The sequence below is a fragment of the Cellulomonas persica genome (assembly GCF_007989825.1).
GTDB lineage: Bacteria > Actinomycetota > Actinomycetes > Actinomycetales > Cellulomonadaceae > Cellulomonas > Cellulomonas persica.
In genome coordinates, this window is sequence record NZ_BJUA01000003.1 from 179,939 (window position 1) to 200,271 (window position 20,333).

Genomic DNA, 20,333 nt, shown 5'->3' on the forward strand with positions numbered 1-20,333 from the left:
GGTGGCCGTCGTGCAACGACGACTGCTGGTGATGGTGGCGGGCGTCGGGCTCGTCGTGGTGGCGGGGCTCCTGGGCGCCCTGGCGGGATGGGGCCGGCTGGTCGACGCCGTCCTGGTCGTGCTCGCGGGTGTCGGGGTGGTGCTGCTCCTCGACCTGCGCCGACGTGCGGGCGAGTCCACGGTGCTGTTCCGCCGCGCGGCCGAGCGCGACCGCGAGCTGTCGCGGCAGGTCGGGGCGCTGGCCCGAGCGCGCGGAGCCGCAGCGCCCGGCACCTCGTCGCCCGGTACCTCGTCGCGCACGGTGACGGCCGACCTCGAGCGGCAGGTCGCCGCCCTCGGCGAGCAGCTCGCCGCGGTCAGCGCGTCGCTGGTCGACGCCGTCAGCGAGCCCGTGCAGCGGGTCCTCGGGCCCGATGGCCAGGTCGAGCAGATGGAGCGGCGCGTCATCGGCTCGTTCGAGGCCGAGCGCCTGCAGGCCGCCGAGCGGCACCGTGAGCTCACCGCCGCCTTCGCGCAGCAGGGCGAGCTGGTCCAGAGCGAGACCAAGCGCACGGTCGACGCGCTGACGACCGTCGCGCGCGACGAGACGCGCCAGGTCGAGGCTCTGCTCCAGATCGTCCCCGGTGTCGACCGCAACGCCCTGCTGCCGCCGAGCGGCCGGTGGGCGATGGACGCCCGCTCGATCGGGCACCTCCTGGACATCGTCCGCGCCCGCGCGCCGCGGCTCGTCGTCGAGCTCGGCGGCGGCACCTCGACCATCTGGCTCGGCTACGAGCAGCGGGAGCGGCAGGGGCGCGTCGTCAGCGTCGACCACGACCCCACGTTCGCGGGGCTCACCGGCGAGTCCGTCTCCCGGCACGGCCTCGACGACGTCGTGGACGTCCGGCTCGCGGAGCTCACCGAGCGGCCCGACGGCGCGTCCTGGTACGACACCGCTGTCCTCGAGGATCTCGAGGGCATCGACCTGCTGCTCGTCGACGGCCCTCCGGGGCACACGGGTCAGAAGAACCGGTCCTTCGCGCTGCCGTACTTCATCTCGCGACTGAGCCCGGACGCGGTCGTGCTGCTCGATGACGCCAACCGCCCCGACGAGCAGGAGATCGTCGACGAGTGGTGCCGCGAGTTCGACCTCGAGCAGGTCGACGCCGGCGTGTCGCGCCTCGCGGTGCTGCGGCCGCGCCGGTAGCACCCGGCCGTCCCGGTCGCGCCCGCGACCGGGTGCTGCGCGGCCGGGACGTGCCTCGGTCCGGGACGCGCCTCAGGACGCCAGGATCGTGGCGACCTGCTTGGCGTAGCTCGCGCGGCTGAACCGCTCCTCGACCCGCCGCACGGCCAGCTCGGACTGCGCGCGGTACAGCTCGGGGTCGGCGTAGTAGCGCTCGACCAGCTCGCTGGTCTCGGCCGGGGTCGCGTACAGCGCCGCGTCGCCGAACGTCGCCTCCATCTCGCGGGGCAGGATCGCGACGAGACCCGTCGCGAGCGCCTCGAGGACGGCACGCCCGAACGCGTCGTACGCCTCCGGGTGCTGGTGGTAGACGAAGAAGTCGAGCGAGTTCAGGAAGGTCCGCACCGGCATCTCGTCGGCGTCGAACACGAGCCACGTCGGCGGGGTCGGTGCGCCCAGGACCTCGCTCGGCGCCTTGCGGCCGCCCATCGCGCGGACCTCGACCGAGCCGTCGGCCGGGTACGCCGCGAGCAGCGTCTCGCGGTCGGCGGGCCACTTCATCGCGTTGTCGCGCGAGTGGCGGCCGATCACCGGCCGGTCCGAGCGGAACGAGGTGCGCTCGGACCGCCACTCGTCCACGTCGATGATGCCGGGGAAGTCGTAGTCCGCGAGCTCGCCCGGCGCGACGTCGTCCTCGATCGCGGCGCGCGCGGTCGGACCCTGCGGGACCCACAGCGCGCGACGGCCGAACACGGCCTCGGCGTGCGCCGAGACGTCCTGCACCACGTAGCGCAGGTCGCTGCCGTCGCGCTCGCTCGGCGCCTGGTTGGCGACGACGACGAGCCGCTCGACCTGCAGCTTCGACGGGTGCGCGGGCGGGAACTGCAGCAGCGGCGGGTAACGCAGCGCGAGCAGCTCCACGACGTCCTCGTCGTCCTCGAGCACGCGCGTGACCTCGCCCGCGTGGATGAGCGCGCGGATGGGCTCGCACAGCAGCCGGTCGTCGGTGCTCATGAAGCGCAGCGCGTCGAGGTGCAGGATGCCGACGGTCCGGCCCGCGGCGCGCAGCGCGGCGACCTCCTCGAGCATCGAGCGCTGGGGGCCACCGAGGAACCGCCAGTCGCCCGCGAGCACGACGTCGAACCGGCGCGGAGCGGCGGGCGTGACTTGGAACCGCACGGGCACGGGGACGGGCGCCTGGGCCTGCGTGGGCGTCGAGCCGATCACGAGGTTCTTCGGCTGGGTGTTGGCGTGCCAGTGCCGGTAGGCGTCCTTGTAGGCCACGCGGGCGGGATGGTTCCAGCCGGGTGCGAAGTCGGGGCTCGACAACGACCCCGCGCGCACGCGCATGACCGACAGCGGGAGGCGGATCTCGACGTGCGGCTGCTCGGCGTACCGGTCGAGCCGCATCATGAGCTCGGTGTCGGAGGCGCGGCGCGTCGGGATGAACCCTCCGACGGCCAGAGCGAGGTCGCGTCGGAACAGCAGCGACGACACGTTCGCGAACACGTGCGCGTAGCCCGGGCGCTGGGCGACGAGCCGCTCGTCGGTGCGCATGCACCAGCCGATGCTGGAGGGGATCGACGGATCCTCGAGGAGCGGTCGCACCTGGCGCTCGATGCGCTCGGGGTGGGACCAGTCGTCGTCGTCCTGGTTCGCGACGAAGACGCCGCGCGCGGCCTCGAGCGCCGCGTTGCGCGCGAGGTACGTGCCGCCGTTCGTCGGCATGCGCAGCACGCGCACCCGCGGGTCGAGCGCGGCCAGCGCGTCGAGCACGTCGCCGTACTCGGCGGGGGAGGCGTCGTCGACGACGATCAGCTCGACGTTGGTCCACGTCTGGCGCAGCACCGAGGTCGCGGCGTGCACCACGTACGGCAGCTCCGGCTTGAACGTGGTCATGACGACGCTCACGAGCGGTCCGTCGACCGCCGGCAGGTCGTCGGGCGCGGCGAGCCGTTCGAACCCCGTGACGTCGGTGCGCAGCACGGGCTTGATGAGCTCCGCGCGCTCGAACCGGCGCCGGAACCGGTGGACCCACTCCTCCTCGTCGGCGAACGGGCTCGCCGTCTGGGGGTTGGCGAGGTCCATGCGGAGGTAGTTGTAGCCCGTCTCCTTGAGGAACTTGCTGTGCTGGATCACCTCGCGCGCGCCGACGTAGTCCTCGCGTGCGAACAGCAGCTCGGCGAGCAGCTTGCGGTACGGCCGGGCGTCGCGCTCGGGGAGCCCGGGGACTGCCTCGCGGAGCAGCTCGATGCCGACGGCCTGGTCGTCGGGCATGAGGTTCTGCAGCGCGACGACGCGCCCGAGCGACGCGAGCCACCGGTGGTCGGTGGCGAGCGACGGGCGCGCGACGACCTCGTCGAGGCGAGCGGTGCCGCCGGTGGCGAGGTAGGCGAGCAGCTCGCGTGCGCCGTACGAGCGCGAGCGCAGCGCGGTGTTCTCGAGCGCCGAGGAGGACCGCCGCGAGACCACGTCGGCGTAGTCGTGCAGGAGCCTTTGCGCCGGCGGCTGCAGGGCCACGAGCGGTCGACGGTCCGACTCCGGCGGCGCTTGCGTGCTCGAGATCGACACTCAGTCCTCCATCAGGGGAGCGGCGGGCGTCGCCGCCAGTGCGCTGACCAGCTGCGCGTGCAGGGGCTCGGTCAGCGTCGAGACGTAGGTCCGGGTCAGGTGCGAGCCCTGTCGGTAGACAAGCACGTCTCCGATGACCGCGGGGCATTTCCCACCCGGGCAGATCAGCTCGGACAGGTCGAGGACCACGGCGCCGGTCGCCCTCGCCGCCGCGCTCTGCACCTCACGGGTCGGGTACGTCGCCTCGAACGCGCACGTCGACAGCGCGTCGGGGTGCTGGGCCACGCACTCGTACACCTCGTCGTCGGGTGCGGCGTTGTTGGCGATCGCGGCGACCGTGATCCCGGCGTCGCTCAGCTCGCCCCAGCGCTCCTCGAGCCCGGCGACCATCGCCTCCGACGTGCCCGCGCTGCTGCCCGAGCCGGCCGCAGCGGCGCGTGCCGCGTTCTGGGAGGTGATGACGAGCGCGGGCTTCTGCTCGAGCAGGAGAGCGGTGACCGCGTCGTTCCACTCGTTGCACGTGTCGTAGGGCTTGCCGTCCCGCAGGACGTCGGCCGCGGTGAACGCGCACGTCGACTTGGTGTGCGTGATGACGCGCCAGCCACGCTCCTTGCCGATCTCGTCGAGCGCGGTGATCCACTGCAGGGCCTTGGAGTCGCCGACGAGCGCGACGGTCACGTCGCCGTTCTCGTCGCCGTACACGCACTCGACGGGCTCGCTCGAGTCCTGCGACACCTGGCAGCCCCGGTCGTACGCGTCGGGGACGTCGGCCGTCGCCTGCTCGGGCGCGGGCGTGATCGAGTCGGCCGTGTCCAGCTTCCACAGGTTCGCGGCGCCCTGCTCGTCGGCGGCGATCGCCGCCGCGCCGAACGGCTTGGTCGGGTCGGCCGCGACCGGGGTGGGCCGTGCCGTGACGAGCGGCAGGCACAGCACGAGGCCGGCGATCGCCGCGGCGAGCGAGAGGTTGCCGCCCAGGGACAACGACAGGCCGTTGGAGCGCGCGAGCCGCGGCGAGAAGCGCACGGGGTTCTCGACGAGCTTGTGCGACAGCCAGGCGGGGATGAACGCGAGCGCGGTGAGCAGCAGTCCGCGCTTGGCGCCGAGCTCGCCGTAGTGCGCGGTGCCGCCCACGATGAACAGCCAGTGCCACAGGTACAAGGAGTACGAGATCCCGCCGACCCACACGAACGGTCGCCAGGCCAGCAGGCGGTTCACGCCGGTGTCGGCGGCGGACACGCCCGCGATGATGACGGCGGCGGTGGCGAGCACGGGGACCATCGCGAGCGAGCCGGGCCACGGGTCCTGCGCGTCGATGACGAAGCCCGAGTACGCCAGTCCGAGCGCGCCCAGGACGCCGAGGACGATCGCGAAGGCGCGCGGCAGCCGCTTCCACCACAGCGCGCCGACCGCCACGGCGGCGCCGATGCCGAGCTCCCACAGGCGCGTGCTCGTCACGAAGAACGCGGTCGAGGGGGACGCCGCGGTCTGGTGCACCGACCAGGCGAACGTCGGCACGACGACGAGCGCGAGCGCGACGCCGAGGGTCGGGCGCAGCGGCGTGGAGAACCGGCGCGCGACGAGCAGGCCGACGATGATGAGCAGCGGCCAGACGATGTAGAACTGCTCCTCGACCGCGAGCGACCAGAAGTGCTGCACGGGGGAGGCGGCCACGTCCTCGGCGAGGTAGTCCACGGACCGGTCCGCGAGGCGCCAGTTCACGACGTAGAACGCGGCCGAGACGATGTCCAGGCCGAACACGCGGCGTTGCGTGATCGGCAGCAGCCACCAGGTCATGAGCGCCGCGGCCACCAGGACCAGGGCCGCGGCCGGCAGCAGGCGGCGCGCGCGGCGCGCGTAGAACTGCGCGAGCGCGACCCGTCCGGTGCGCTCGATCTCCCGCACGAGCAGCGACGTGATGAGGAACCCCGAGATCACGAAGAACACGTCGACGCCGACGAACCCGCCGGGGACCCAGTCGACACCCGCGTGGTAGATGAGCACGAGGCCGATCGCCACCGCGCGAAGGCCCTCGATGTCGGGCCGGAACGCGGTCGAACGGTGCTTGCCCGACGCCGCCTCGGGACCCTGCGGGGTCAGCGGTTCGACGTGGGCGGTCGACGTGGCGGCCATGCAACTCCTCGTTCGGGTGACCGCGGCATTCTACGGGGCGGGAGGGAGTGCCCCTGCGGGCGGGTAGCCTCGACGCGGGCGGCCGGACCTCAGGCGGGCCGCGTCCCACGGACGAGAGGAACTGTACGGTGCGCGCACGAGTCAAGGCCCTGCTTCCCGTCGCGGCGGCGGGGGTGCTCGGGGTCGTCGCCGCGGTGCTCGCCCTCGCGGGGGAGCAGAAGGCGGCGCTGGCGCTGGTCGCGCTGCTGGTCACGCTCGTGGCGGCCGTCGCGGTCGACGTGTGGCTCCGCACACGTGACTCCCAGCACATGCTGCGGCTGTCGGCGGAGCGGCAGAACGTGATCGCGGGTCGCCTGAGCGCGTTCCTCGACGACACGAGTCTCGAGGGTGACGGCGAGGAGCGGCAGGGCAACAACCTCGTGCTGCGCCTCGAGGCGATCGAGCGCCGCGTGGTCGCCGCGCTCGAGTCGGAGCGGCTGCGGTCGGCCGACGAGCGCGCCGAGCTGCGCCGTGAGGTCGCCGAGCTGCGCGCCGCGAGCCGTCAGGACGGCTGAGCGCCGGTCCCCGCGACCACGCTCGAGTCGAGCAGCGGGCGCAGGGTGTCGACGAACCGCGCGACGGTGAACCGCTCGGCCGCGAAGCGCTGACCGCGGCGCGACTGCGCGAGCCACTCGGCGGGGTCGGCGTGCAGGCGTCGCACGACGTCCGTGACCTCGAGCGCGTCCGCGTACACCGCGGCGCCGCCGTAGACCGGGCGGTAGACCTCGGGCACGACGAGCACGGCGCCCGACGCGAGCGCCGCGGCATGCGTCGTGCGCATGCGCGTGAGCGGGCCGGACTGGTCGACGTAGAACTCGAGCTGGCCGAGGTACTCCCGCGGCGTGACCTCGTCGCGCACGTAGACGAGCCACCCGGGCGGCACCGACCGGCGGCCCAGCATCGCGCGCACGCGCTTGGGGGAGCCGATCAGCCGCACGTCGAGCGAGCCGTCGACGGGGTAGAGGCGGCGCACCTCGTCGGCCTGGGGCGGCCAGTCCCGGCGGTCGTCGGCGCGCTGCCCGACGACCGGGGTCGACGAGCGCGGCAGCGTGCGCGGCACGGCGAACCGCTCAGGGTCGGCGAGCATCGGCACGTCGTGCTCGGCGAGCTCGAGGCCGACCCACGCCTCGGCCACGAGCGACGCGCGCACGAGCTCGTCGCGCGGCACCCACAAGGGCGTTCGGCCGAAGATACGCTCCGCGTTGCGCGTGCAGTCGCGCACCGAGTACGCGGCCACGCCGTGCGCGGGGTCCGTGGGCTCCTGGTCGACGAGCACGAGCACGCGGTGCACGTCCATGAGCGAGGTCTCGGCGGGCGGCAGCTCGAGCAGCCCGGCCTCGGCCACGACGAGCGTGCCGATCTCGACGTCGTCCTCGTCGAGGAGCAGACGGTCGACCGTGCGTGCGTTGATCATGTCCTGCACGGACGGGTGCATCTCGAGGCGTCGCCGCACCGGGTAGCGGTTGTCGGGCAGGTGCACGAGCCCGACGCGCAGGCCCGCGCCCCGCAGCGCGTCGACCTCGTCGAGCACCGGGTGGCGTGCCGAGTCGCTCGTGCGCCAGTCCGCGGCGACCGCGACGTCGTACCGGTCGGGGCGCACCTTGACGGGCTCGTAGCGGCGCGGCACGACGACCGAACGGCCCGCCTCCGCGGGGTCGAGGCCGTCGCGCACCATGACCTGGTGCGCGCGCCCGGCCGACGCCCAGAACGCGGCGCGGGCCGGGTGGTGCCAGCCGGGACCGAACTCGCCGCGCGAGAGCGAGGCGACGTCGAGCCGGTAGAGCGCCAGGGGCACGTTGATGTCGCGCACGGGCTGGCCCGTGAACGCCTCGACGCGGCGCATGAGTTCGGTGTCGGCGCCCTTGCGGGCGTGCACGAAGCCGTCGCAGCGGCGCAGCGTGTCGCGCCGGGCCATGTACGTCGCGGCGTGCCGCCCGGAGACGGGCTGCCCGATCCGGTCGATCTCGAGGTCGGCGGTGACCATGTACGCGAGCACGCGCGTCGCCGTGACCGTCGGGTCGTCGAGGAACGCCCGCACCTGGTGCTCGATGCGCCGCGGGTGCGACCAGTCGTCGTCGTCGTTGCCGGTGACGAACTCGCCGTTGGCGACGGCGAGAGCCGCGTTCCGCGCGAGGTACGTGCCGCCGTTGACGGGCTGGCGCAGCACGCGGATCCGGGGGTCGAGCGCCTCGGCCTGCACGAGCACGTCCTCGTACTCGGGACCCGAGCAGTCGTCGACGACGAGGATCTCCAGGTTGCGCCACGACTGCTCCGCGAGCGAGCGCAGGGCGCCGAGCAGCTTGGGGCCGGGGTGCCACGTCGTGACCGTGATGGTGACCAGGGGCCCGTCGGTGACGGGCGGCGGCGCGTCGACGACGAGGCGGTCGAGCGGGTCGTCGTCGCCTGGACCGACGCGCGGCACCTCGAGGCCGTAGCGCGTGAACAGCGCCTCCCAGCCGGCGTCCCACGCGGCGGCGTCCGCGTACGGGCCGCCCGTGAACGGGTTCGCGAGGTCGAGCTCGAGGTACTGGCGGCCCGGCGTGCTCGGCGGGATCTGCGCGAGCTGCTCGGCGGCGGCCGCGGCGTCTCCGAGCGTCTCGAGCAGACGCGCGTAGAACAGGCGGTCGGCGGGCTTGAGCCGGTTCGAGGGCACCTGGGCGAACAGCAGCCGCGCGGACTCCATGTCGTACGGCTCGCCCGTCTGCAGCGCGAGCACGCGCGCGAGCGCGACGAGGCCCCCGGGGCTGAGGTCGTCCGGCAGCGCGGCGGGTGCGGTGCGCAGGCGGCGCACGAGGTCCTCGTAGCGCATCTGCCCGCGCGTCGCGCGGTGCGCGAGCACGGCACGCATCGAGCGCGACCGGGTGCGCAGCGCGTGCGCCTCGACCGCGCGTGAGCTCGGTGCGATCTGCTCGAGCGAGTCCAGCAGCGTGAAGTCGCGGGGGTAGACGTCCTCGTCGGGCCGCTGGGCGGGTCGGGAGGTCGGGTCGGTCACTCGTGCGGCCCCTGCTCCGCCAGTCGCGCCTCGGCGGCCTGCGCGCGGTCGAGCGCCTCGTCGAGCGCGGCGCGCAGCATCGCGAGCTCGACCTCCTGCTGCGCGAGCTTGTTCGTCAGGTGCGTGATGACGACGTTCGCGTCGACGTCCACTAGATCTTCTCCAGCTTGAGCTTGCCGCGGACGACCGAGAGCCGGTACAGGTGGTCGGCCACCTTGTCCTTGAGGATCGGGCCCCGGCCCGCCGAGAAGCGTGCGTCGCCGTCGAACCGGACCTCGCCGGTGCGACGGCTGATCCGCAGCACGCGCCGCTGCTCGCCGGTCTCGTCCTCGTGCGCCGAGACCACCAGGTCGTTCGACGGGGCCGGCGACATCTCGACGGACCAGCGCTGGTCGGCGGGCGCGCCGGGGCGGTCGACCGCGAACTCGAGCCGCGTCCGGGACAGGCGCAGCGTCGCGCGGTGCACCGTGAAGTCGGCGTTCGACGTGGTGATGTTGGTGTGGTCCTCGCCGTACGGGATCGCCAGGCGCGTCTTCATCAGACCGGCGGCGTTCGCCACCTCGATCGAGAAGTGGCGGTGCGGACGACCGCCGTCGTTCGCCTCGTCGTGCGCGCCCATCCACGCCTTCATGACGGGGTTGTCGGGATCGGTGTAGTCCCACCACCCGATGAACGCCTTCGCCGCGGGGTGGCGCCACCGCAGCTCCATGACGTCGCCCGAGCGGTTGTTCGCCGTGTTGGAGCGCGTGTACGACTCGAGGACGAGCCGGCTCGAGCGCGTGCTCTTGCCGCCCGCGTGCGGGGTCGGCGGCGTGCGCAGGTACAGGTCGCCCGTGATCGTCGCGCCCGTCGTCGAGAGCTCGACCGGCCCGGCTGCGTCGGTGGCGCGCTTCGCGGGCGTGCGCACGGCGTCGTCGCCGGTCGGCAGCGTCACGGGAGGTCCTCCTCGGGTCGGGTGCGCAGCGATTGTCCGCACTGCGTCGCGCGGGCGGCAAATCAGCCCAGGCCAGCCCACCGTACAATCAGCGGGCATCTTCGAGGACGCCGCGTCGGCGCCTCACCCTGACGAGAGGACGTCGTGAGCCCAGCCCAGCACTACGACGTCCTGCTGGCGTCGGACCTGCGTCTTCCCGGCGGCACCACGGCGAGCATGGCCGAGGAGCTGCGCGCGCAGGCCGCCGCCGGCTACCGCACCGCGCTGCTGCACGTGCCGAGCAGCCTCGCCAACCGCGGCCTCGGCATCGAGCCCCGGCTGCGGCGCTGCCTCGACGACGGTCTCGCCGACCTCGTCGTCGCCGGGACGCCCGTGCACGCGACGCTCGCCGTGCTGCGCAACGCGACCGTGTTCGACGCCGTGCCCGCGAACCTGCCCGTGACGGCCGACCGCGCGATCATGCTCGCCAACCACGTCCGCGTGGACGCGGCGCGCGTCCAGCACTACGACGTGGCCGTGACCGACCAGGCCGTCACCGACTGGCTCGGCGTGCGCCCCACCTGGTACCCGATCGGTCCGGCGGTCCGGCCCGGGCTCGAGTCCGTGCGCGACCAGATCGAGCTCGCCGGCACCGACTGGCTCAACCTGCTCGACGTGGACGAGTGGGCCGTGCCGCGCACGGGCGTCGCGCCCGGTGCGATCCCCGTGATCGGCCGCCACTCGCGCTCGTCGGCGGCCAAGTGGCCCGAGCGCGCCGCGGACCTGCTCGCGGCCTACCCCGACGACGGCTCCGTCCGCGTACGGGTGCTCGGCGGGGCCGACGCGGTCGCCGACGTCGTGGGCCACGTGCCGGCCTCGTGGACCGTCGAGGAGTTCGGCGCGCGCGACCCGCGCGACTTCGTCGCCGGGCTCGACTTCTTCGTCTACTTCCACCGCAGCGACCTCGTCGAGGCGTACGGGCGCACGATCATGGAGGCGCTCGCGAGCGGCGCGGTCGCGATCCTGCCGGAGCACTTCCGGTCCGTGTTCGGCGACGCCGCGCTCTACACGACGCCCGCGGGCGTGCGCGAGATCGTGACCCGGCTGTCCGGCGACCGCGACGCCTACCTCGCGCAGTCCGCGATCGGTCAGCAGTTCGTGCGCGCGACGCACGGTCACGAGTCGCACGCCGCGCGCCTGGCCGCGCTCATCGGCCCGCCGTCCGACGAGCCGCGCACCGTCCCGTCCCGGCAGCGTCCGGCCGGCCGTGAGCGCGTCATGTTCGTCAGCAGCAACGGCGCGGGCATGGGGCACCTGACGCGGCTGCTCGCGATGGCGAACCGGGCCGACGAGCGCATCGAGCCGATGTTCTTCTCGCTCTCGCAGGCCGTCGGCGTGGTCGAGCAGTACGGGCACCCGTGGGAGTACTGCCCGTCGCGCGGGGACCTCGGCTGCTCGGTCGAGGAGTGGAACGAGCTGTTCCCCGTGCGGTTCGCCGAGGTGCTGCGCCGCTACCGTCCGCGTGCGGTCGTGTTCGACGGGACCATGCCGTACGTGGGCATGGTCTCCACGCGCGCGAAGTTCCCCGACATCGCCTTCGTCTGGTCGCGCCGCGGGATGTGGCGGGAAGGGACGACGACGAAGTTCCTGTCGCGCGGCGCGATCTTCGACCTCGTGCTCGAGCCTGGCGAGGTCGCCGCAGCCGCCGACCGCGGACCGCTGGTCGGCCGCGGGGACAGCACGCACGTGGGCCCGATCACGCTCCTGGACACCGCCGACCTGCTCGACCGCGCGACCGCACGCGCCGAGCTCGGCATGGACCCCGACGCCCCGGCGCTCCTGCTGAGCCTGGGGGCCGGCAACATCAACGACATCGCGTCCGACCTCGACCTGTTCGCCGACGCGGCCGCGGCGCTGCCCGGCGGCTGGGTCACGTACGCGACCAAGCCGCCGATCCAGCGGCGCGGCGGGCCCCTGCGCGAGCACGTCACGCCGCTGTCCGTGTACCCGCTCGCGCGCTACCTGCGGGCGTTCGACGCGGCCGTCGTCGCGGCGGGCTACAACAGCTTCCACGAGGTGCTCATGGCCGGTGTTCCGTCCGTCGTCGTGCCGAACCTCGCGACGACCACCGACGACCAGGGCGCGCGCGCCGCGTACGCCGACGCCCAGGGCTGGGCCGTGGCGGTCGCCGAGGTGACCGCGCAGTCGGCCGCCGACGCGCTGCGCCGCGTGACCGACCCCGCGTGGGCCGCCGCGGCCTCGGCGCGCGCGCTCGAGGCGTATCCGGCCAACGGCGCAGGCGAGGCCATGCAGCATGTCGAGCGTCTGATCGGGGTGCACCGATGAGCGCCGGTCGCCGCGTGCAGCGCGCTGCCCGCCGGGTGCTCGCGTTCCCCGCCGCGCGCCGGGTCGTCGTCGCGGTCGGCCGCCGCGCACCTCGCGTCAAGGACGCCGGCAAGGTGCTCCTCGGCGTCGAGGCGGGTGGCTCGCGGCACCTGCACGGCAAGCCGCGCGTCGACATCCGCGGCGGGCACATGCTGCTGCCGCACCAGGGTCGGCGCTGGCCCATCGTGCTCGTCGTCGCGCTCGGCCTCGAGCCGGGGGACACCGAGGTGGTGGCGGACGCGATCGAGCGCGTGCAGCTCACCACGGGTCGGTTCCGGCCGCTGTTCCTGGTCGACTCGGGGCAGCTCGGGCCCTTCCGCTCGCGCTCGTACGCGGTCGAGACCGTCATGCCGCGGGCGATGTACGCGTGCGTGAACCCGCAGGACTCCTACGGCGACTACCTGGCCGACCGGACGCAGTCGATCGTGCACGCGTACGGCGTGCGCTCGGTGGTGCCGGTGTCCGTGGCGGCGCTGCGCGACGGGGTCCGCCCCGACGAGCTGCGCCTGCTCGGCCAGCTCGAGCTCTAGCCCGACCGCCGACCCCGGCAGCGTCGACCCCGGCAGGCCGGACGAGCCTGACCCGTCGGCCCACCGGGGGCCGGGCGCCGAGCGCCTAGACGCCGCCGACCTTGCCGGGCTTCAGCTCGCCGTCGCGGATCTGCCGGAAGAACTCGGGCGCCGCGCCCGGGTCGAGCAGGACCGTCGAGCCGACGCCGCCCGGCCGGTAGTCCATGCTCGCGATCGGCGGCGTGCCCGTGATCCCGGCGTCGCTGTTCGCGGCGCGGAACGCCAGCGCGAGCCGCCCCAGATCGATGATGTCGGCCGACTCGTCGACCGTGAGCGTGCCGGTCGCGGCGTCGATCAGGTCGACCTGACGGCTCGGGTGCAGCACGAGCTCGCGCGGCTCGACGTCCGCCAGGACGGCCTTGACGAGCTGGCGCTGCCGCTCGGCGCGGCCGATGTCACCCAGCGGGTCGGACTTGCGCATGCGCGCGAACTGCAGCGCCTTGGTGCCGTCCGCGGTGTGGCAGCCGGCTTTCCACTTCAGCTTGGAGTCCTTGTCGTCGACGTCGCGGTCGTAGCACAGGCGCACGCCCCCGACGGCGTCGACGACCTGCTTGACGCCCGCCATGCCGATCTCGGCGTAGTGGTCGACCGTCAGGCCCGACAGCTTTTCGACCGTCTCGACCAGCAGGGGAGCGCCGCCGTACGCGTAGGCCGCGTTGATCTTGCCGGGACCCTTCCCGGGGATCTCGACGTACGTGTCGCGCGGCAGCGAGATGAGGGCCGTCGGGCCGCTGCTCGGTACGTGCAGCAGCAGGATCGTGTCGCTGCGCTGACCCGCGGTGCCGTCGTCCTTGACGCCGCCGTCCGCGCGCGAGTCGGAGCCGGTGATGAGGTACGTGGTGCCGGGCGTCCCGGTCGCGCCGGACAGCGCGTCGACGTGCTCGATCTTGCCGTTCGCCCACATCACCAGACCGATCGGCCAGGCGAGCATGAGCACCAGCACGAGCGCGACGACGGCGAGCACGAGGCGGCGGCGGCGCTTGCGCCGCGGCGGAGCCTGCCCCGGACCCTGCCGGCCGGGACCCTGCTGGCCCGGCACCTGTTGACCAGGCCCCTGCGGGCCCGACCGCTGACCGCCGCGAGCCGAGGCGGGACGCGACGGGGGAGCGCCCGCGGCACGTCCGGTCGCGTGGCCGCTCGCGGTCCGACCCGCCGGCCGGGCGTCTGCGGGGCGTCCGGCGGTGCTCCGGCCCGTGCGCGCAGCGCTCTGTGCGCCACCCGTGCCCTGCGCACCGCTCGTGCCCTGCGCGCTGCCCGGCGAGAACGACGGCGGGGTCCCGCCCGTGCGAGCGGGCTGGCGCGACGAGGGCGACGACGCGCGGCGCGGCGCGGCAGGTGCCGACGAGCGCTGCGTGCGCGCCTCGGCTGCGGAGTCGGGCGTGCGCGCGCTCGTCGGACGAGCCGGACGGCCCGGCGTACGGGCGTCGTCGTGACCCACGGCGACCGCGTCACGTGCGGTGGGCCGGGAGGCGCCACCGCCGGGCGCGAAGCTCGGCGGCGTGCCGGGCTCGTCGCGACGCATGCTCAGCACTTGCCCGTGTCGTCGTCGAGCGTGAAGGACTCACGGCCCGCCTTGCGCGTGGCCTTGGCGGTCGGCTCCTTGGTCGGGTTGGCGCTCGCCGTGCTCGACGGGGCCTTGGTGGGCTCCTTCGTCGGCTGGTTCGCGCGGTCGTCCTTGGTGCCGGTGAGCATCGGGACGTCGTTGGCCATGTTCGACCAGATGATGTCGGCCTCGGACGTCCAGACCACCCGGTTCTTGTTGTCGGGTGCCGCCCCCCACGGGATCGTCATGAACGTGATGTTGCCAGTCCGGATGCCGCGGGCGCTGTAGGCGAGCCCGGCGAGGTCCGAGGTCGACATCGAGGTCGTGACCGACTTGGTCGCGGCGTTGAGCAGCCCGAGCAGATCGGTCCAGTCCGTCAGGACGTTCTTCGAGAGCGTCTGCGAGGCCATCGCGGCGAGCAGACGCTGCTGGTTGCCGATGCGTGCGATGTCGGAGCCGTCGCCCGCCTGGCTGTGCCGCGACCGGGCGTACGCGAGCGCGGTCTTGCCGTCGAGGTGCCGGTTGCCGGCCTCGATGTGCAGGCGCGCCTTCTTGTCGTCCATGTCGGTCGGGATGCACATGTCGACGCCGCCGATCGCGTCGACCATCGTCTGGAAGCCCGCGAAGTCGACGAGGACGAAGTCGTGGATCGTGACGCCCGTCGTGGCCTCGACGGTGCGCCACGTGCAGGCGGCGGCCGACGCGAGGTCGAGCCCCTTGTCCCAGCCCCGTGCGAACGCCTCGTTGAACATCGCGCGGCTGCTCGCGCTCGTGTCGCCGTTCGTCGTGCGGCACGAGGGGATCGCGACGAGCGAGTCGCGGGGGATCGAGACCATCTCGACGCGCGAACGGTCCGCGGAGATGTGCATGACGATCGAGGTGTCGGAGCGCATGCCGCCTGCGACCCGGCCGCCGATCGCGCCGTTCTCGCCCTCCCGAGAGTCGGAGCCGAGCAGCAGGATGTTGACGGCCTTCCCGGCGTTGGGGTCCTCGCCCGCCTGGGGCGTGACCGTCGGCCGGGGCCCGAGCAGGCCCGAGACGTCGACGTAGTCGATGTTGCCGTTGAGCTTGAGGTACACCGAGTAGGCCGCGGTCCCGCCGAAGGCGAGGAGCGCGACCGTCACCAGGGCGACGCTCTGCAGGATCCGACCGCGGCGGTGGTTGCGCGCGTGACGGGCGTTCGCAGGGCGCTCGGCAGACATGTGGCGGACAGGCACGGCGTCGATCCTAGGGACGGCGGTCGGACGAGCGAGGGAGCCAACGCAGGCGCGCGGTGGAGAAGTTGTGCAGATCGGATGTCACGATCCGTGCAGGTCAGCGGGCGATCCGGACACCGCAGGACGCAGCGCTCAGCACGAGGCGGTCTCGTCGGCGAGGGTGAACGCCTCACGGCCCGCCTTCTTGGTCGCGCCGGTCCTCGCCGGGGTCCGGGTGGGTGCCTGCGTCGCGCCGGCGGTGGGCGGCGTCGTACCCGCCGTCGGGCGGTCGCGCGCCGGGTCCTGCGACGTGCCGGTCAGGACCGGCAGGTCGCGGGCCAGGTTGTCCCACACGGTCGCGGCCTCGTCGGACCACACCAGGCGGTTCCTCGGGTTGTCCGGGTCGGGGACCGTCGGGGTGCTCAGGAAGGTGATGTCGCCCTTCCCGACGCCGCGCAGGCTGCGGGCCAGCCCCGCGATGTCGGTGGTGCCCATCGACGTCGTGAGCGAGCGGGTGCCGGCGTCGAGCAGGCGCATGAGGGCCGGGACGTCGGTCAGCACGTCGTCCGACAGCGCCCTGTCGGCCATCGCCGCCAGGAGTCGCTGCTGGTTGCCAATGCGTCCGACGTCCATGCCCAGGTTGCCCTGGAAGCCACGTGAGCGCGCGAACGCCAGCGCGGTCGGCCCGTCGAACCGCTGGTAGCCGGCCTTGACGTGCAGCTTGGCCTTGTCGTCGTCCATGTCCCGGGGCACGCAGATCCAGACGCCGTCGATCGCGTCGACCATGTCCCGGAACCCGACGAAGTCGACCAGCATGAACTCGTCGACGACGACGCCCGTGGTCGCCTCGACCGCACGCCACGCGCAGGCCGCCGCCGACTCGAGGTCCCCGCCGTGGTCCCAGCCCCGCGCGAACGCCTCGTTGAACTGCCGGTAGTCGCGCGCCGGGATCGTCTCGCCGCTCGTCGTCGTGCACTCCGGGAGCGAGACCATCGAGTCGCGCGGGATCGACACGAGCTCGACGCGGGACCGGTCCGCCGAGACGTGCAGCACGATCGTCGTGTCCGACCGCATGCTGGTCGAGACCCGGCCGCCGATCGCGCCGTTCCTGCCGTCGCGCGAGTCGGAGCCCAGCAGCAGGATCGTGCGGGCGCGGCCAGCCGCGGGGTCGACCTCCTGGGCGGCCTGCGTGGGGCGCGGGCCGAGCAGCGGGTCGAGGTCGACGTGCTCGATGTTGCCCTCGAGGCGGGCGACGAACGCGAGCGCCGCGGTGCCCGTGAACGTCACGGCGGCGAGCGCGGTCAGCGCCACCACGCGCCACGCCCGGCGGTCGCGGCGCGCGCGGGCGTGCCTGGTCGTCGTCGGGCCCGGGGTCTCGTGCTGCGGAGCCCCGTGGTCGGCGGGCTCGCGGTCGGCCGGCCCGTGATGGCGTGTCACGCGGCTGACGCTAGGAGCGTCCTGCCGTGCGCGCGGGAACTCCTGCGACCACGCGGTGGAGAGCTCGTGAAGATCCGCGCACGCGCGCCCGCCCCCCTCCCTGCCGCGGGTGCGGCGGACGCGTGGCGGCCGAGCGCCCGGCCTCGTCGGCGCGCGTCGCCCGGCTGTCCCCAGGCGCGCACCTCCGGGGGGTTCGGCTGGGCTAGCCTGGTCCGCGATGTCCCCCTCGACCAGCCCGTCGGCCCCCGACGGCACCCATGACCTCTCCCCGGTCTCGCCGCCGTCGGACGCGTCCCCTCCGGTCGCTCTTCCTGCGGTCTCGGTGTTCCTCACGGTTCGTGAGGAGGAGCGGCACCTGACGGCCGCGGTCGAGCAGGTGCTGGACCAGGACTATCCCGGCGAGCTCGAGGTCGTCGTCGCGGTCGGGCCCAGCCACGACCGCACGCGCGCGATCGCCGACGAGATCGCGGCACGCGACCCGCGCGTGCGCGTGCTCGACAACCCGACGGGCCTGACCCCGTGCGGGCTCAACATCGCGGTCGCCGCGGCGGCGCACGACGTGCTGGTGCGCGTCGACGGGCACAGCGAGATCGACCGCGACTACGTGCGCGTCGCGGTCGAGGCGTTGCTGGAGACAGGGGCCGCGAACGTCGGGGGCCTCATGGTCCCCGTGGGCACCACGCCGTTCGAGGAGGCCGTCGCTCGCGCGATGAGCAGCAGGCTCGGCATCGGCGCCGCGTCGTTCCACACGGGGGGCGAGGCCGGTCCGGCCCCGACCGTCTACCTCGGGGTCTTCCGCCGGGACGCGCTCGAGCGCGTCGGCGGGTACGACGAGCACTTCGTGCGGGCGCAGGACTGGGAGCTCAACCACCGGCTGCGCGAGAACGGTGAGGTCGTGTGGTTCGACCCGCGTCTCGCGGTGACCTACCGCCCGCGCGGCGACGTGCGCTCGCTCGCCCGGCAGTTCTTCCGCAGCGGGCAGTGGCGACGCCAGGTCGTGCGGCACCACCCCGAGACCGCGGGGCTGCGGTACCTCACGCCGCCGGCCGCGGTGGTCGGCATCGTCGGCGGCGCCGTGCTGGGCGTGGTCGGGGCGACCGTGGGCCCGACGTGGCTCGTCGCGGGCGCCGCGGTGCCCGCCGCGTACGTGGTCGGCGTGCTCGCGGGGTCGGTCGTCGTCGGACGCGGCATGCGACCCGCGGCGCGGCTGCGCCTGCCCGCCGCGATCGCGACCATGCACGTCGCCTGGGGCTCGGGCTTCCTGCGAGGTGTGGGGCGCGAGGCTGGCGGCTCGCGGGCGTCCGTCCTCTATCCTGATCCGGCCAATGCGTCCCGACCGGCCCGATCCGCCGCGGGCGAGGGAATCAACCGTCACTCGGCGGAGGACTGAGCCAGACATGCCCACCCAGGAAGCCGTGCGCCCGCGTCGGGGCGAGCTTCGCGTCTACGAGCCGCACCGCGCCGGCCTGCCCAAGTTCGGGCCGTACTTCAGCGACCTGCGTCACCGCCTCCCGTTCGCCGCCGAGTTCTCGCGGTCGGGCATCCGGGCCGCCCACACGCAGACCGTCTTCGGGCAGCTCTGGCTCGTGCTGAACCCGCTGCTCATGGCGCTCGTGTACTACCTGCTCGTCGCGATCATCAGCAACAGCGGCGGCGGCGTGGACCGCCTCGCGCACATCGTGTGCGGACTGTTCGTGTTCCAGCTCGTCGCGGGCGGCCTGCAGCAGGGCGCCACCTCCGTCACCGGCGGCGGACGCCTGATCATGAACATGGCCTTCCCGCGCCTGCTCATGCCGCTGGCCGCCGTGCGCACCGCGTTCTTCCGGTTCCTGCCGACGGTTCCCGTGTTCCTGGTGATCAAGGCGTTCACGGACGAGCCCTGGGGCTGGCAGATGGTGCTGTCGGTCGTGTTCCTGCTGATGCTCACGGTGTTCAGCTTCGGGCTCGCGGCGATCATGGCGACGCTGCAGGTCTACTTCCGGGACACGTCGAGCTTCCTGCCGTTCTTCACGCGCATCTGGCTCTACCTGTCGCCGGTGCTGTGGACGATCGACGACCTGGGCGGGCACGGGCAGCGGTTCGCGCACCTGATGCTCGTCGGGAACCCGCTGTTCTCGTTGATCGGCGGCTGGACGCAGCTCGCCCTGCTCAACGAGGTCCCCGAGCCCAAGGTGTGGCTCGCCGGTGCGGCGTGGGCGCTCATCGCCGCCGTCGCCGGGTCGCTGCTCTTCATGTCGAGGGAGCGTGAGTTCGCTGTCCGCCTCTGACATGGACACGCAGGGTGCTGCTCGTCGGACCGACGCGCAGGCCGCCGCTGACAACCCCGCCGTCGCTGCTCCGGACGCCCCCGGCGCGGAGCCGCAGGCCGCGACCGACTCGTCCGCCGTCGTCGAGGCACCCGCGGCCGACGCCCCGGCCGCCGACGGGTCCGCGGTGTCGGGCGAGGGTGCGGTGTCGGACGAGGGCGGTGCCGCGCAGGCCGCGACGCCGCAGCCGGGCGACGAGCCGCCCGCCGACGCGCCCGTCGAGGACGCGCCCGCACCTGAGACCGCCCCGGCGGCCGCGGTGACGAAGCCGCGGATCGAGCGCACGTACCCGGTCGACCCGGACGCCCCGCCCGCGGTGAGCGTCCAGGACCTCACGATCACGTACCGCACGACGTTCGAGAAGGTGCCGACGATCAAGAGCGCCATCGTGCGCCTGGGTCGCGGCGAGCGTGCCGTGCGCGAGGTGCACGCGCTGCAGGGCCTGACGTTCGACGTCATGGAGGGCACGGCCCTCGGCATCATCGGTGCGAACGGTGCCGGCAAGTCGACGCTCATGCGCGCGCTGGCCGGCGTGCTGCCGCCCACGAGCGGACGCATCGAGGTCCGCGGCGAGATCAGCTCGCTGCTGTCGCTCGGCGTCGGCTTCAACGGGGCGCTGTCGGGCCGCGAGAACGTCATGCTGGGCGGCCTCGCGCAGGGCCTGACGCGTGCCCAGGTGGCCGAGCGGGCCGAGGAGATCGCCGAGTTCGCCGAGCTCGGCGACTTCATGGACCTCCCGCTGCGCACCTACTCCGCGGGCATGGCCCAGCGCCTGGCGTTCGCGGTCTCGGTGCACATGGAGCCCGACATCCTGCTCATCGACGAGGCGCTGTCCGCCGGTGACGCCAGGTTCAAGAACAAGGCCGCCGCGAAGATGGACGAGCTCATGTCCTCGGCGCGTGCGATGTTCCTCGTCAGCCACTCGCTCGCGTCGATCCGCGAGCTGTGCAACGACGCGATCTGGATCCACGAAGGCCGACTCATGATGCGCGGCACCCCGCAGGCATGCGGTGACGCCTACACGCGCTTCCTCGAGGTCGGCGAGAACGCCTTCACCCTCGAAGATCTCTGAATGGAGACCACGCGG

Annotated in this window: 16 protein-coding genes; 8 read left to right on the forward strand and 8 right to left on the reverse strand. The window is 73.6% G+C overall.

The window, feature by feature from the left end:
• The first annotated feature begins 10 nt into the window (after nt 1-10).
• On the forward strand, nt 11-1,186 hold the full coding sequence (locus tag CPE01_RS04330; protein WP_146805406.1) for a class I SAM-dependent methyltransferase: 1,176 nt from the start codon (nt 11-13) through the stop codon (nt 1,184-1,186).
• 72 nt (nt 1,187-1,258) lie between these two features.
• Here the strand turns inward: CPE01_RS04330 and CPE01_RS04335 are convergent, their stop codons facing one another.
• Both CPE01_RS04335 and CPE01_RS04340 read right to left on the reverse strand, forming a co-directional pair.
• Nucleotides 1,259-3,685, reverse strand: coding sequence for a glycosyltransferase (locus CPE01_RS04335; RefSeq protein WP_146805407.1), 2,427 nt, complete (start codon nt 3,683-3,685; stop codon nt 1,259-1,261).
• Between the two features lie 51 nt (nt 3,686-3,736).
• Nucleotides 3,737-5,866: an acyltransferase family protein gene (locus CPE01_RS04340; protein WP_146805408.1), complete on the reverse strand. Its 2,130-nt coding sequence runs from the start codon at nt 5,864-5,866 to the stop codon at nt 3,737-3,739.
• 128 nt (nt 5,867-5,994) lie between these two features.
• Here CPE01_RS04340 and CPE01_RS04345 point away from each other — a divergent pair, with 128 nt between their 5' ends.
• The gene (locus tag CPE01_RS04345; RefSeq protein ID WP_146805409.1) at nt 5,995-6,420 is read left to right on the forward strand and encodes a hypothetical protein; all 426 of its coding nucleotides are present in this window, start codon (nt 5,995-5,997) and stop codon (nt 6,418-6,420) included.
• Here the strand turns inward: CPE01_RS04345 and CPE01_RS04350 are convergent.
• The 3 genes from CPE01_RS04350 to CPE01_RS04355 are packed head-to-tail and all read right to left on the reverse strand — an operon-like array spanning nt 6,408 to nt 9,831.
• Nucleotides 6,408-8,897, reverse strand: a complete 2,490-nt coding sequence (locus CPE01_RS04350; RefSeq protein WP_146805410.1) for a glycosyltransferase — start codon at nt 8,895-8,897, stop codon at nt 6,408-6,410. The two genes, CPE01_RS04345 and CPE01_RS04350, sit on opposite strands and share 13 nt — an antisense overlap.
• Entirely contained in the window at nt 8,894-9,049 is a 156-nt protein-coding gene (locus CPE01_RS16345) for a hypothetical protein (protein ID WP_186811405.1), read from the reverse strand. The genes CPE01_RS04350 and CPE01_RS16345 overlap by 4 nt, the downstream gene beginning before the upstream one ends.
• Nucleotides 9,049-9,831, reverse strand: coding sequence for a hypothetical protein (locus CPE01_RS04355; protein WP_146805411.1), 783 nt, complete (start codon nt 9,829-9,831; stop codon nt 9,049-9,051). Before CPE01_RS04355 ends, CPE01_RS16345 begins: the two co-directional genes overlap by 1 nt.
• Before the next feature lie 144 nt (nt 9,832-9,975).
• Between CPE01_RS04355 and CPE01_RS04360 the strand changes: the two genes are divergently transcribed.
• Together CPE01_RS04360 and CPE01_RS04365 are read left to right on the forward strand one after the other, a co-directional pair.
• Nucleotides 9,976-12,156, forward strand: a complete 2,181-nt coding sequence (locus CPE01_RS04360) for a glycosyltransferase (protein ID WP_146805412.1) — start codon at nt 9,976-9,978, stop codon at nt 12,154-12,156.
• Complete coding sequence (locus CPE01_RS04365) at nt 12,153-12,725, forward strand: hypothetical protein (RefSeq protein WP_146805413.1); 573 nt, start codon at nt 12,153-12,155, stop codon at nt 12,723-12,725. The genes CPE01_RS04360 and CPE01_RS04365 overlap by 4 nt, the downstream gene beginning before the upstream one ends.
• A gap of 85 nt (nt 12,726-12,810) precedes the next feature.
• Here CPE01_RS04365 and CPE01_RS04370 read toward each other — a convergent pair whose 3' ends face one another.
• Complete coding sequence (locus tag CPE01_RS04370; RefSeq protein ID WP_146805414.1) at nt 12,811-13,803, reverse strand: LCP family protein; 993 nt, start codon at nt 13,801-13,803, stop codon at nt 12,811-12,813.
• A gap of 199 nt (nt 13,804-14,002) precedes the next feature.
• Here CPE01_RS04370 and CPE01_RS04375 point away from each other — a divergent pair, with 199 nt between their 5' ends.
• Nucleotides 14,003-14,197 (forward strand): hypothetical protein, encoded by a 195-nt coding sequence (locus tag CPE01_RS04375; RefSeq protein WP_146805415.1) that lies wholly within the window; start codon nt 14,003-14,005, stop codon nt 14,195-14,197.
• Between the two features lie 91 nt (nt 14,198-14,288).
• On the opposite strand, the gene CPE01_RS04380 is transcribed toward CPE01_RS04375, so the two are convergent.
• Nucleotides 14,289-15,524: an LCP family glycopolymer transferase gene (locus CPE01_RS04380; RefSeq protein ID WP_246783735.1), complete on the reverse strand. Its 1,236-nt coding sequence runs from the start codon at nt 15,522-15,524 to the stop codon at nt 14,289-14,291.
• A gap of 132 nt (nt 15,525-15,656) precedes the next feature.
• Complete coding sequence (locus tag CPE01_RS04385) at nt 15,657-16,940, reverse strand: LCP family protein (protein ID WP_246783736.1); 1,284 nt, start codon at nt 16,938-16,940, stop codon at nt 15,657-15,659.
• Between the two features lie 217 nt (nt 16,941-17,157).
• Here CPE01_RS04385 and CPE01_RS04390 point away from each other — a divergent pair, with 217 nt between their 5' ends.
• From CPE01_RS04390 to CPE01_RS04400, 3 genes are read left to right on the forward strand one after another with little or no spacing between them, the layout of a single operon-like run.
• Nucleotides 17,158-18,330 carry a glycosyltransferase family 2 protein gene (locus tag CPE01_RS04390; RefSeq protein ID WP_146805416.1) on the forward strand — a complete coding sequence of 391 codons (1,173 nt, stop codon included), beginning with the start codon at nt 17,158-17,160 and terminating at the stop codon, nt 18,328-18,330.
• A 7-nt stretch (nt 18,331-18,337) separates the two neighbouring features.
• Nucleotides 18,338-19,207 carry an ABC transporter permease gene (locus CPE01_RS04395; RefSeq protein WP_146805417.1) on the forward strand — a complete coding sequence of 290 codons (870 nt, stop codon included), beginning with the start codon at nt 18,338-18,340 and terminating at the stop codon, nt 19,205-19,207.
• A complete protein-coding gene (locus CPE01_RS04400; protein ID WP_246783737.1) occupies nt 19,185-20,318 on the forward strand; it encodes an ABC transporter ATP-binding protein in 1,134 nt (377 codons plus the stop codon). The genes CPE01_RS04395 and CPE01_RS04400 overlap by 23 nt, the downstream gene beginning before the upstream one ends.
• Nucleotides 20,319-20,333 lie beyond the last annotated feature (15 nt).

Excerpts from the sequence above, each read along its gene's own strand:
- CPE01_RS04390 (WP_146805416.1), top strand. The coding sequence starts at position 17,158 with ATGTCCCCCTCGACCAGCCCGTCGGCCCCCGACGGCACCCATGACCTC.
- CPE01_RS04365 (WP_146805413.1), top strand. The coding sequence starts at position 12,153 with ATGAGCGCCGGTCGCCGCGTGCAGCGCGCTGCCCGCCGGGTGCTCGCG.
- CPE01_RS04340 (WP_146805408.1), bottom strand. The coding sequence starts at position 5,866 with ATGGCCGCCACGTCGACCGCCCACGTCGAACCGCTGACCCCGCAGGGT.
- CPE01_RS04395 (WP_146805417.1), top strand. The coding sequence starts at position 18,338 with ATGCCCACCCAGGAAGCCGTGCGCCCGCGTCGGGGCGAGCTTCGCGTC.